Source organism: Bacillus sp. FSL K6-0972 (assembly GCF_037976035.1).
Lineage (GTDB): Bacteria > Bacillota > Bacilli > Bacillales > Bacillaceae > Bacillus > Bacillus haynesii.
The window spans coordinates 367,881-380,302 of the sequence record NZ_CP150260.1 but is presented as its reverse complement, the minus strand read 5'-3'; the positions used below and the strand labels follow the sequence as shown (position 1 = coordinate 380,302).

General features: G+C 45.9%; 11 protein-coding genes. 3 read left to right on the top strand and 8 right to left on the bottom strand.

Going from position 1 to position 12,422, the window contains the following annotated elements; genetic code table 11:
* Positions 1–73: 73 nt before the first annotated feature.
* The gene (locus MKX80_RS02075) at positions 74–985 is read left to right on the top strand and encodes a permease (protein ID WP_216930742.1); all 912 of its coding nucleotides are present in this window, start codon (positions 74–76) and stop codon (positions 983–985) included.
* A 4-nt stretch (positions 986–989) separates the two neighbouring features.
* A complete protein-coding gene (locus MKX80_RS02070) occupies positions 990–1,835 on the top strand; it encodes a TIGR03943 family protein (protein ID WP_182069378.1) in 846 nt (281 codons plus the stop codon).
* A 37-nt stretch (positions 1,836–1,872) separates the two neighbouring features.
* Here MKX80_RS02070 and MKX80_RS02065 read toward each other — a convergent pair whose 3' ends face one another.
* The 7 genes from MKX80_RS02065 to nadE form a co-directional block, all read right to left on the bottom strand.
* A complete protein-coding gene (locus MKX80_RS02065; RefSeq protein WP_182069380.1) occupies positions 1,873–3,117 on the bottom strand; it encodes a PucR family transcriptional regulator in 1,245 nt (414 codons plus the stop codon).
* Between the two features lie 161 nt (positions 3,118–3,278).
* Positions 3,279–4,727 carry a sodium/proline symporter PutP gene (gene putP / locus MKX80_RS02060; protein ID WP_154996960.1) on the bottom strand — a complete coding sequence of 483 codons (1,449 nt, stop codon included), beginning with the start codon at positions 4,725–4,727 and terminating at the stop codon, positions 3,279–3,281.
* A gap of 129 nt (positions 4,728–4,856) precedes the next feature.
* Positions 4,857–6,407 (bottom strand): L-glutamate gamma-semialdehyde dehydrogenase, encoded by a 1,551-nt coding sequence (pruA, locus tag MKX80_RS02055; protein WP_075753795.1) that lies wholly within the window; start codon positions 6,405–6,407, stop codon positions 4,857–4,859.
* A 23-nt stretch (positions 6,408–6,430) separates the two neighbouring features.
* A complete protein-coding gene (locus MKX80_RS02050) occupies positions 6,431–7,342 on the bottom strand; it encodes a proline dehydrogenase (RefSeq protein WP_268293145.1) in 912 nt (303 codons plus the stop codon).
* A 370-nt stretch (positions 7,343–7,712) separates the two neighbouring features.
* Positions 7,713–8,483 carry a nucleotidyltransferase domain-containing protein gene (locus MKX80_RS02045; RefSeq protein WP_268293061.1) on the bottom strand — a complete coding sequence of 257 codons (771 nt, stop codon included), beginning with the start codon at positions 8,481–8,483 and terminating at the stop codon, positions 7,713–7,715.
* Positions 8,484–8,784: 301 nt separating this feature from the next.
* Complete coding sequence (locus tag MKX80_RS02040; protein WP_216930735.1) at positions 8,785–9,309, bottom strand: shikimate kinase; 525 nt, start codon at positions 9,307–9,309, stop codon at positions 8,785–8,787.
* 120 nt (positions 9,310–9,429) lie between these two features.
* Entirely contained in the window at positions 9,430–10,248 is an 819-nt protein-coding gene (gene nadE, locus MKX80_RS02035; RefSeq protein WP_268293063.1) for an ammonia-dependent NAD(+) synthetase, read from the bottom strand.
* A gap of 167 nt (positions 10,249–10,415) precedes the next feature.
* Between nadE and MKX80_RS02030 the strand changes: the two genes are divergently transcribed.
* Positions 10,416–11,750: an amino acid permease gene (locus MKX80_RS02030; RefSeq protein WP_154996949.1), complete on the top strand. Its 1,335-nt coding sequence runs from the start codon at positions 10,416–10,418 to the stop codon at positions 11,748–11,750.
* Here MKX80_RS02030 and MKX80_RS02025 read toward each other — a convergent pair whose 3' ends face one another.
* Positions 11,751–12,389 (bottom strand): LysE family translocator, encoded by a 639-nt coding sequence (locus MKX80_RS02025; protein WP_234113133.1) that lies wholly within the window; start codon positions 12,387–12,389, stop codon positions 11,751–11,753.
* Positions 12,390–12,422: the final 33 nt, after the last annotated feature.

The following is a 12,422-nucleotide window of genomic DNA, read 5'->3' as shown; positions in this document are numbered from 1 at the left end:
CCCATTATCTGAACCCCGCCGCACAAAACCGCTTTTTCAATTTATGTTATAATGCTAGATTGTAACTAAAAATATGCATTTGCGCGGAGGTTTTTTTGTGGTTTCACAATCCTTTCTGCAGCTGAACTCAATATTTATCAGTATATTAATAGAAGCGATTCCGTTCGTCTTAATCGGGGTTTTTATATCAGGTTTGATTCAAATGTTTGTAACAGAGGAGATGATGGCGAGAATCATTCCAAAAAACCGATTTCTCGCCGTTTTGTCAGGGACATTTGCCGGGGTATTGTTTCCGGCTTGCGAGTGCGGCATCGTTCCGATTGCCCGCAGGCTGCTTTTAAAGGGAGTGCCTCTTCACGCAGCGGTCGCCTTCATGCTAACGGCCCCGATCATCAATCCGATTGTTTTATTCTCGACATTCATCGCTTTCGGGAACAAATGGGATGTTGTGTTCTATCGCGGCGGGTTGGCGATTGCGGTGTCTCTTATCGCCGGGCTGATCATCTCTTATCAATTTAAAGGGAATCAGCTGATCGAAAACGGGACGCACGGCCATCACCACCATGGCCATGCGAGCCAGTCTTTCCTGCAAAAGCTCGGCGGGACGCTCCGCCATGCAGTTGACGAGTTTTTCTCAGTCGGAAAATATTTGATCATCGGCGCATTTGTCGCAGCAGCGATGCAGACGTATATTAAAACATCGACCCTTTTAGCGATCGGGCAAAATGATGTTTCTTCCTCCCTCGTTATGATGGGGCTTTCATTTGTGCTGTCCCTTTGTTCAGAGGTCGACGCTTTTATTGCTTCTTCTTTCAGCAGCACGTTTTCACTCGGCTCCCTCATCGCCTTTCTTGTATTCGGAGCGATGGTGGACATCAAAAATCTGCTGATGATGCTCGGCATCTTCAAAAAGCGCTTTGTGTTTGTCTTAATCGCCTACATCGCCGTTATTGTCTTAGCCGGATCACTGTTGGTAAAGGGGTGAGAACATGTTTCGCACATTCATTTTAATGTTGTTTACATTTTTCTTTTTTCATCTTCATGCATCCGGCAATCTGACAAAATATATTAATATGAAATACGCTTACCTTTCATACATCGCTATTTTTCTTCTGGCCATTTTGACAGCAGTGCAATTCTACATTTATATGAAAGGCTCGGATGAAAAAGGGTGTGACCACGACTGCGGATGCAGCCATGATCACGATCATGAAAAAGATAAGCCTTTTCTGAAAAGAATGTTTATTTATTTCGTGTTCATCTTCCCTTTATGCACCGGACTTTTTCTGCCGGCAGCGACGCTCGATTCCAATATCGTCAAGTCGAAGGGCTTCTCGTTCAAAGCGATCGAACAGCCGGAGCATTATGCCCAAACCCAATACCTGCGCCCTGACACAAGCATCTACTACGGCGAAGAAGGGTACGATGAATTGATGAATAAAGCGCTGAAAAATTATAAAACAAAACAGCATATTACATTAAAAGACGATGATTTTTTGAAGGGCATGGAAACGATATACCAATATCCGGGAGAATTCCTTGACCGAACGATCGAGTTCGACGGCTTTGCTTTTAAAGGGGAAGCGATCAGTGACAAACAGCTGTTTGTCCTCCGCTTCGGAATCATTCATTGCATCGCCGACTCGGGAGTCTACGGCATGCTGGTCGAGTTCCCTGAAAATATGGATATTAAAGACGACCAGTGGCTTCATGTAAAAGGAACGCTGTCTTCCGAATACTATCAGCCTTTCAAATCTACGATCCCCGTGCTGAAAGTGAAGGATTGGTCTACAATAAAAGAACCGAAAGATCCTTATGTTTATCGGACATATTAAAAGCCGGCACTTTATGTGCCAGCTTTTCTTTTCCTGTTTACGATTTGTAGCCTGCTTTCTTCATCAGCATTAAATCGATAAACAATTGACATCTTGTATTAAAATCATTGAGATCGATCGATGTCATTTCTAATATTTGTTTAATGCGGTAATTGAGCGTGTTTTGGTGGATGAACAGCTGTTCTGCGGATGGTTTGACCTTGCAGTTGTTGACGAGATAGATTTCAAGCGTTCTTAAAAATTCGGTGTGGCTTTCTTTATCTTTTTCTTTCAGCAGCTGAAGGTCCGGGTTTACATATTGCAGATGATCGTTTTTTGCGGCGATTTGGTCAAGATATTTGAAAAGCCCGAGCTTTTGATATTCATAGGGAATGTGTTCCTGGCTTCCCGTGATTTCCGCTGCTTTCGTCACTTGGAGCGCCTCTCTGTAGCTTCTGCCAAGGGACAGCAGGCTGCTGTACTCATTGCCGACCCCGATCAAAATAAGGGGCAGCATTTGTGAGCGCAGATGGGTCAACAGACGGTTGATCAGTTCTGAGGCCGCGGCCAGCGCGGAACGCTTGCGCGACACACTGCCGACAATGATGGCGATATTCGAATGATCCTCCAATACGTGACTGATGTTATCTTTCAGGTTTAAATAAGATCGGATCGTTTCCTTCAGATCTTCGAGCAGTTCATCCTCCCCGTCAACGACTTGAAGCACCATGACCGTAAACACAGCCGGCAGGACAACGCTTGCCTTATCGGCGGCGGCTTTCAGCTCTTTTTCCGTTTGAAACTGATCGTTAATTGCCTTTTTGTAAAGCTCTTCCGCCTGTTCTTCTTTTTCTTGTTTGAGGCGTTTTTTCTTATAAATGATCTTCCCGACATGAAAGGAAGCTTGGTATAAGAAATCGAGCTCTTCATCAGACAGATTGTCTTCAATCTCCTGCACCCAGATATAGCCCATAATTTCGTCTTTATGCTTGGCGCTGACGACAACCCGCTGGTTTAAGCCGATTTCTTCAATCTGTTTTACCCGAAAGGGAGTCGGAGTCGTTTTCAATTGATCAATAATGCCTTCTTCGACGAATTTTTCAAAGATCGGCAGCGGACATTTTTTGGAGAAAATCGTTTGCTGGTTTGCTGCATCAAAATGGTTAATATAATAGGAGTTATAAGCTAATAAGAAAAAATCTGCGCTTTCCAGTATGACCGGCTTTTTCAGCTCGCCGCTGATAAAGTCAATGATCTCATTAATGTTTGAAAGAGAAACAACTTGTTCTAATAGCTCTTCCATATCCTTTCTCCTACTCGTTTTTAACTTAATCATACTTCTCCTTTACACTCTTGTATAGACTTATATGCGACTTTTAAAAAAATGGGATCAATCCCCTGTTAGAAGGGGGGAGAAGGCCTATAAAAAGAGAGACGGAGAATAGTTCCCCATCTCCATCATCGTTACAGTGTTTGTTTGTATTGCTCGAACTCATCAAGCACCTGCTGCTCCGGTTTTGACGTCAATAGACTGACGACAAATACAAACAGCAAGCTGGCGGCAAAGCCCGGAATAATTTCATAAAGAACATCGGAAAGCCCGGCTTCCGCCCAAATGATGACGGTAACTGCTCCGGCAACCATTCCGGCAAGCGCCCCCCATTTTGTCATCCTTTTCCAAAACAAACTTAAGATGATCACAGGGCCGAACGACGCGCCGAAACCCGCCCAAGCATAGCTGACAAGACCGAGAATCGTATTGTTTTTCGTCCAGGCGAGACAGAGTCCGACAATGGAAACCGCCAAAACAGAAAGCCGTCCGAAAAAGACGAGTTCTTTGTCAGATGCAGAGCGTTTAAATAGTGTTTTGTATAAATCTTCAGTTAGAGAACTTGATGTAACTAGCAGCTGGGAGGAAATAGTACTCATAACCGCTGCTAAAATCGCCGAGATTAAAAAGCCTGTGATCAGAGGGTGAAACAAGATGTTCCCCAATTGAATGAAGATGGTTTCCGGATCATCCAAGTGAAGCCCGTTCTTTGAGTAATAAGCAATACCGAGCAATCCGGTCAGAAGTGCGCCCGCACTTGAAAAGATCATCCATCCCATGCCGATCCGGCGCGCTTTCTTCGTTTCCTTGACAGAGGATATCGCCATAAAACGCACGATAATGTGAGGCTGTCCAAAGTAGCCGAGGCCCCATGCGAACAAGGAGATGATGCCGAGGACACTCGTTCCTTTAAAAATATTGAGGAGGTTTGGATCGATCGACTGGATTTCGCTGAAGGCTTCTCCAGGTCCTCCCGTCTGAATGACGGTCACAATCGGAACAAGAATTAACGCGACAAACATAATGATGCCCTGGACAAAGTCCGTCCAGCTGACTGCCAAAAACCCGCCGAAAAGCGTGTAAGCCACGACGACTCCCGAAATGAGCCACAGCCCTGTATGGTAATCCAAATTAAACATGCTGTTAAATAAAACGCCGCCGGAAACCATTCCTGATGATACATAAAACGTAAAAAAGGTAATAATGACGACTCCGGAAAATATTCGCAGGATCTTTGATTTGTCATGAAAGCGGTTTTCTAAAAATGCAGGGATGGTGATCGAATTGCCTGCTACCTCGGTGTATGACCTCAAACGCGGCGCCACAAAAATCCAGTTCGCCCATGCGCCGAGTACAAGGCCGATGACAATCCATGAACCGCTCAGGCCTGTTGCAAACATGGCGCCCGGCAGCCCCATCAAAAGCCAGCCGCTCATGTCTGATGCGCCGGCGCTAAGCGCCGTGACAGCAGGCCCGAGCGTCCGTCCGCCAAGCATATAGTCTGAGAGGTTTGCTGTCCGTTTGTAAGCGTAATACCCAATATAAAGCATCCCTACCATGTAAATCACGATGGAAATGATCAATTGTACGTTCTGAATAAGAATCTCCCCCCAAGATGCCGTTTATCTAAATTTTTAGACTAATTTCTCTTTTTTTGAAGGCAGCCTTTCATAGGCTGCCTTCGTCCCCTGTTTAACCCCTTTTCTTACACCTTAAAACGTTTCGCTGATCGTTTTCGCCTGCATGTGAAGCGCAAGATAATCAGGTCCGCCCGCTTTAGAATCGGTTCCCGACATTTTGAAACCGCCAAACGGATGGTAGCCGACGATCGCCCCTGTACAGTTGCGGTTGAAATACAGATTTCCGACATGGAATTCTTGTTTTGCCCTGTTGATATGGTCGCGGTTTTTAGTAATGACCGCGCCTGTCAGGCCGTATTCGGTGTTGTTGGCAACTTCCAGCGCCTCATCAAAGCTGCTGACTTTTGAGAAAGCAACAACAGGTCCGAAAATTTCTTCCTGCATTAACCGAGCTTTCGGATCTAGATCGGCAAAGATCGTCGGATCGATGAAGTAGCCTTTTGAATCATCGCCTTTTCCTCCGCTGACTAAGCGGCCTTCTTCTTTTCCGATTTCGATATAGTCCATGATTTTGTTAAAGGATGCCTGGTCGATGACAGGTCCCATGTAAACGTCCGCGCTGTCAGGCTCTCCGACTTTCTTGGACTCCGTAATTTCGATCACGCGCTTCAATACTTCGTCATATACCTTTTCATGCACGACAGCCCGTGAACCTGCTGAACATTTTTGGCCTGCAAAGCCGAAGGCAGATGTGAAAATTGATTGTGCAGCCAATTCAATATCGCAGTCTTCATCAACGACAACCGTATCTTTTCCGCCCATCTCAGCAATCACTTGTTTTAAGTGTGTCTGACCAGGCTGAACCTTCGCTGCACGCTCAAAAATGCGCGTTCCGACTTCCCTTGAACCGGTAAACGTAATGATGCTTGTTTTCGGATGATCCACCAGGTAATCTCCGACTTCAGCTCCGCTTCCAGGGACGAAGTTGACTACTCCTTTTGGAAGACCGCTTTCTTCAAGCACTTCAACGAACTTGGCAGCAATGACAGGCGCTGCGCTTGCAGGCTTCAGAACAACCGTGTTTCCTGTCACGATCGGCGCAACCGTCGTTCCGGCCATGATCGCGAACAGGAAGTTCCAAGGCGGAATAACAACCGTAACACCAGTCGGTGTGTACACATATTGATTTCGTTCGCCTTCACGGCTGTTAACCGGCTTTCCTTTCGCAAGCTCAATCATTTGCCGCGCATAATATTCCATAAAATCGATCGCTTCTGCCGTATCCGCATCCGCTTCATTCCAAGGTTTTCCTGCTTCTTTAACTAGAAGCGCAGAGAACTCATGCTTTTTGCGGCGCACATTGGCAGCCGCGCGGAATAAAACAGCCGCTCTTTCTTCAGGATCTGTGTATCTCCAAGTTTCAAACGCTTTCGCAGCCGCCTGAATGGCCTTTTCCGCATGATCCTGAGTAGCCTTGGATACCGTGCCTACAACTTCTTCTTTGTTTGCAGGATTGATCGATACGATCTTGTCTTCCGTTTCATACCTTTCTCCATCGATAACAAGAGGATAGGACTGACCCAGCCATTCGTTATTTACCGTTTCCAGAGCTTTTTCGAATGCCTTCCGGTTTTCTTCGATCCCGAAATTTGTAAATGGTTCGTGTTTGTAAGGTGTTGTCATGCTAATCTCCCCTTTTTATCGTTTTATTTCTTCGTCATGCCTTTAAACGCAAAAGCGATGTTGGCAGGCCGCTCGGCAAGCCGTCTCATAAAGTATCCGTACCAGTCGTCTCCGTAAGGAAGATACACGCGCATATTGTAGCCTTCCTTCACCAGTTCCAGCTGAGTTTTGTTGCGCATCCCGTACAGCATTTGAAACTCGAAGCGGTCTTTGCCGATTTGATGCTCTTTCGCAATTTCTTTGGTGTAATCAATCATCTTGTCGTCATGAGTTGCGATGGCTGTGTAATGGCCGCTCAGCAGCTGCTTTTTAATGAGCTTTTTGTAATTCTCATCCACATCTTTTTTGTCAGGAAACGCCACTTGTGGCGATTCTTTATAAGCTCCCTTCACAAGACGGAAAAACGGATTATACGGATTAAGCTCCTCCAAATCCTGTTCGGTCCGGTACAAGTAGGCCTGCAGGACAGTACTGACATACTCGTATTTCTGCCTGAACTCCTTAAAGAGGTCAAGCGTCTTTTGGCAGCGCACTTCATCTTCCATATCGATTGTGACCATCACTTGGTGCTGTTCGGCACATTCCAGAATGCTGGTCATATTATCCCTGACAAGGTCAAGGTCAATATCGAGTCCCAGTGACGTCATCTTTAATGAAACATGTGAATTAAGCTGTTCCTGAGCAATCAGCTGAATGGCCCGAATGCATTCCTGCGTGCGTTCCCTTGCGACTTCCCTGCTGTCTACAAATTCGCCCAAATGATCAACTGTTACAGTCAACCCTTGTTCGTTCAGCCCCTTAATAATCGGAATTGAAGCTTCAAAATCTTTTCCTCCGATAATTTTTCCGGTCGCGACGGAACTCCCCCAATTTCTCGCCAGGCGATTCAGGATGCTGCTTTTAGATAAGAATAGGAAAAAGTCTCTTGTTATCACTTCCATTACTCACACCCCGCCATCTCATGAAATATTTCTTTATATTCTTAATTTTATAAGAGCCAAGGGCCGATTCACAATATTTCGAAAAAACAAAAAAGCTGACGATTTTTGTGGTTTTTCCACAATGTTTTACATCTGCTGGGATTTTTTAAGAAACTTTCTTCCTAAAACTTGGATGGTATACGACAATAGAATCAGGAAGAAACTTCGGTAAAGAAAAGGATGCGTTTTCGGCGAACCCGTTTTTGCGAATGCCCTGTCTGCCGTTCCGTGCCGCTTAATTTGAAAACGCTTTCTGTTATACTCAACCATTTCCCTATGAATGCAAAGAAAAAACCCTTTAAGAATACTTAAAGGGAATATCATGTTATGCCCACACCTCGTCTAGCGTTTCTCTAAACAGCCGGTCAAGCTCCTGCGTCAGATCTTCATGATCCGTTTTATATGCTTTGGCAACCTGCTGAAGCCGCTCCAATTCACTCTTAATAAATGCGTGGAGGATGGGATTTTGAGGTTCAAGATTGAACTCCTCCCCTTTCTTTTTCCTCTCAAGCAGCTGATGGATTTCCGTTTTCAGCGGTCCGTCTTCCATAAGTTCGTCAAGCAAATCCTGAAATTCAATCGGAGGAACCGTCCGGCGGCTTTCGATCCACTGGCACGCCAGAATCGGGCGGAGTACATAAAAATATTTTTTGATTTTCACTTCTTCCCGCTGCAGGTAGTCTCGGAAATTCCCTGATGCCATATTGAGATAATGGTACATGCAGGAGACTGGAGAAAAGGCGCGGCTTTTAAGCTGCCTCATTTTTTCTGCCAGCGAATAGGCTTCATAATAAACGGTTCCCGAAGAGAGCCATTCGAGGAGCGGAGGATTTGATTTCCGGAACAGTCTTAACGCTTTTGTCAGCTCCCAGCCGCTGATATCGAGAGAATCGTCAATCGGCAGTTCAATCACATCGCGCTTTGCATCAATTGACAGATACCAGTCTTTTTGATGGACATAAATAAATCTGACGTCGTAATCACTGTCCTGCGAGGGAAAGCCCCATGCCCTGCTGCCCGATTCAACAGCATAAAGGATTTTAACACCATATGTTGCTTCAATGTTTTTCAGTTCTTCTTGAATTCGCTGTTTCATGATATGTGCACCGCCAGTCTATCGTTTCTATTATTTACATTATAGTGTCCGATCCGGCAATAAGCGACTTTTTTGCGGCCGCAGAGCAAGAAAAATCTTATCCAGGGAAGTGGCGGCGGGGCGAAACGTGCTGCCTATCCCGAGCCTCTATAATGTATCAAATGGACAAACGGTCAAACAAGACTGAAAAATCCGGCATTCATCCCATGCGTATAACGGAAAGAGCCAATGATCAGACAGATCATTGGCTCTTTGCTTATTCCGGTATATTTAAACAAAAACAGCTTAATTAAACGTTTGTTTAAGATGGACCAAGCTTTAGCATCTCCACAATATAGTCGGCCGTTTCTTCGGCAGACCGGTTATCTGTTTCCACTTTTAAGTGGTGGAATGCATAGATGCTCTTTCTCTCATTGAACAGCTGTTTCATTTCTTCGATTGTGCGGTTATGAAGAACCGGCCTGTTTTCAACTAAGAGATCCATCCGCTGCTTCCAATTCTCCCATGTTAAATCAAGAAAGATGACGAAGCAGTGTTCGAGGCACTTCTTTCTGATTTCCTCCTGTTGAAAAGCGCCGCCCCCTAAAGACACGATGTTGCCCATTGTATGTTCGCACATCTGAAAAATATATTCTTTTTCAGTCTGTCTGAAAAACGCTTCCCCTTTTTGCTGAAACATCTCCGGAATGGTCATTTGAAAGTCTTTTTCGATCTCGTGGTCGATATCGATAAAGTCACGGGCTAATTTCTTTGACACAAGCTGACCGATGGTTGTTTTTCCGACGCCCATAAACCCGATCAGCACAATATTCTTTGCGGCATTCATTTCCAGCTTCTACTCCTCCTTGCATAAAGGAATCAAATATCTTAAGTATATGACAAATCCATCTGTAATGATATAGGGTGCCTGTTAATAAAAAAGAGGCTGAAGTCAGCCTCTTTTTGCTTATTTCCACCAGTCGTCAAACATTGAAGCAGGGACTTGGCGTTTGTGCTCGGATACCTTATAGCGTTTTTCGATGGCCTCTGCCACCTCGCTGGAGACGGCTTTTCCTTCAAGGTAGTCGTCAATGTTATCATACGTCAGGCCGAGCTCTGTTTCATCGGATTGCTGAGGTTTTTCATCAAGCAAATCGGCGGTCGGGGACTTCGTATAAAGCCGCTCCGGCGCTCCCAGCTCTTCCAGCAGGCTTCTGCCCTGGCGTTTTGTCAGTCCTGTAAGCGGCAAAAGGTCTGCGCCCCCGTCTCCGTATTTCGTGAAAAATCCGGTAACAGCTTCTGCAGCATGATCTGTTCCGATCACCAGCAGCTGATTTTGACCCCCGATCGCATATTGGGTGATCATCCGGACTCTCGCTTTTACATTGCCTTTGTGAAAATCGGCAAGCGCCTCTCCCGTGACTGCCTGATATTGAGCAGCAAACGAGCCTACAGTTGAAGCAATGTCAAAAGCAAAAGACTTGTCCGGCTGGATAAATTTCAGCGCCAGCTGAGCGTCATCTTCATCCTGCTGAACACCGTAAGGCAAGCGGACCGCAATAAATTCCGCCTGAACGCCTTCTTCTCTCAATTCTTCAACAGCCAGCTGGGCAAGCCTGCCCGCCAATGTGGAGTCCTGTCCTCCGCTGATGCCTAAAACAAAGCCTTTGGCACCCGTTTTTTTCAAATAGCTTTTTAAAAAACCGACCCTTTTTTCAATTTCCTGTTTCGGTTCGATAGAAGGCTTTACATTCAGTTCCTGCATGATTTTTTCTTGTAAAGTCATCCGTCATTCCTCCTTTTGACTGAATGAACCGTAATGATTATGTCTTTAACTATAGCATATGTCCCATTTCAAAGTGAATATTGAGGTGCGCAAAGAACCTTCCCCCCTTCGCGAATAAAAACAGTGCCCCCTGGCAAAATAACAAGAAGATTAGAGGGGTTGAAACGATGAAACAACAAGCGAAAAAAGGAGATTTAAAATGGTGGCAGCTGTCCATGATCGGGGTCGGCTGCACAATTGGAACCGGGTTTTTTCTCGGCTCAAGCATCGCGATTAAGAAAAGCGGCTTTTCCGTATTGGCCGCCTTTCTTCTTGCTGCCCTTGGCACTTTTCTTGTCTTTCAGCAGCTGGCGAAATTAACGGCAGATCATCCTGTTGAAGGGTCTTTTTGTTCTTACGCCAGAGAGGCCTTCGGCAATTGGGCGGGGTTTAGCAATGGCTGGGTCTACTGGTCATCGGAAATGCTGATCATCGGGAGCCAGTTGACGGCGATTTCCCTGTTCACGCGCCATTGGTTTAACCAGATTCCGCTGTGGGTGTTCGCTTCCATTTATGCGATTCTCGGACTGATCGTCATTTTCACAGGGCGCAGCAGTTTTGAAAAAACGGAAAACATACTGGCCGTGTTGAAAACGGCGGCCATCTTAATGTTTATCATCATCGCTGTCTTGGCATTGTGCGGGCTGCTGCCCGGGAAAACGCCTGAAGTACAGTTCCCTGACCGGGTTCACGAATTGTTTCCTTTCGGCTTTATGGGGTTGTGGACAGGGTTGATTTACACATTTTACGCCTATGGGGGAATCGAAGTCATGGGTCTGATGGCGATTCACTTAAAAGACCCGAAAGATTCATCAAAGTCAGGCAGCCTGATGCTCATAACCCTTGCTGTGATCTACGTCGCATCGATCGGGCTGGCCATGCTCCTTGTACCCCGCGGGGCATTTACCGAACAGAACAGCCCGTTTATTACGTCATTAAAAGACTTTCATCTCGATTTGATCATGGATATTTTCAACGGCATTTTTATTATCGCCGGTTTTTCAACGCTGACCGCTTCCTTGTTTGCTGTCACCACACTGATGGGAACAATGGCGAAAAACGGTGATGCTCCCGCCTGCTTTGCGAAAAAAGAAAAGGCGAAAGTATCGTGGCCGGCACTCGGCTTGACGGTGCTCGTTCTCGCTGCTTCCATCGTCCTGTCGCTGCTCTTGCCGAAGCAGCTTTATGAACACATGACGACGGCCGCCAGCTTAATGCTGCTCTATAACTGGATGTTCATCCTGCTTTCCAGCAAAAAGCTCACAAAGCCGAAAATGAAAGGGAATGTCCAGATTGTCACAGCACTCGTCCTGATTTTATTTGCCGTTTCGGGTACGTTATTTGAAAAAAACAGCAGGCCCGGTTTTTTTGTGAGCCTTCTGTTTCTTGCCGTTATTGCTGCTGTGACGTTGCTGATGAAAAAAAGGTGGGCGCATCAGGAAGAGAAAAACGGGCAGACATAATCAGCCTCCCGCCTTCAGCAGTTCGAGCATCCCCTGATAGCCGAAGTAACATCCGAAAACAATCAGACTGATGCCCGCGAGCCAAGTCGTTGCCTGGATCATCCGCGGGCTTAAAAATGTTCTGAATGTCCCTGCAAGAAAAGACATGGCCAAGTCCCACAGAAAAAGTCCGATTAAAATGCCTGAACTGCAGATCAGCAGCTGGTATGATTCGTACGTCTCTACCGTTTTCGCCAAAATGCTTCCGTAAATGCCGAGCCAAAACATGATGCTTAACGGGTTTGAAAGGGAGATCACCAGCCCAGACAAGAAAGATTTGCGGTATGAACCTTTCTCTCCCGAACCTCTCATCAGCGATACTTCCTTCGCCTTGACCAGACTCTCGATTCCCGTGTAGGTCAAAACAAAAAAACCAAACAGCCATAAAAACGTTTTTAAGAATGGCGCTGTCAAAAATTGAGCGACTCCAAAGTAGATTAAAGCCATATATAAGACATCCGCCGTCACAGCGCCAAGTCCAAACAGCCAGGCATGAAAGAATCCGCCTTTCATGCCCCTGTCGATCTGCGCCGCATTCACAGGGCCGACAGGTGCGGCCAATGACAAACCCAAAAACACATAACTCAGGAAGATGTTTATCATATCTCGTCCCCCTTCCGCGGATAACTTGTA

Coding starts and splice junctions, on each gene's coding strand:
- MKX80_RS02045 (WP_268293061.1), bottom strand. CDS start 8,483: ATGAAACAGCGAATTCAAGAAGAACTGAAAAACATTGAAGCAACATAT.
- MKX80_RS02065 (WP_182069380.1), bottom strand. CDS start 3,117: ATGGAAGAGCTATTAGAACAAGTTGTTTCTCTTTCAAACATTAATGAG.
- nadE (WP_268293063.1), bottom strand. CDS start 10,248: ATGACTTTACAAGAAAAAATCATGCAGGAACTGAATGTAAAGCCTTCT.
- MKX80_RS02030 (WP_154996949.1), top strand. CDS start 10,416: ATGAAACAACAAGCGAAAAAAGGAGATTTAAAATGGTGGCAGCTGTCC.
- pruA (WP_075753795.1), bottom strand. CDS start 6,407: ATGACAACACCTTACAAACACGAACCATTTACAAATTTCGGGATCGAA.
- MKX80_RS02075 (WP_216930742.1), top strand. CDS start 74: ATGCATTTGCGCGGAGGTTTTTTTGTGGTTTCACAATCCTTTCTGCAG.
- MKX80_RS02070 (WP_182069378.1), top strand. CDS start 990: ATGTTTCGCACATTCATTTTAATGTTGTTTACATTTTTCTTTTTTCAT.
- MKX80_RS02040 (WP_216930735.1), bottom strand. CDS start 9,309: ATGAATGCCGCAAAGAATATTGTGCTGATCGGGTTTATGGGCGTCGGA.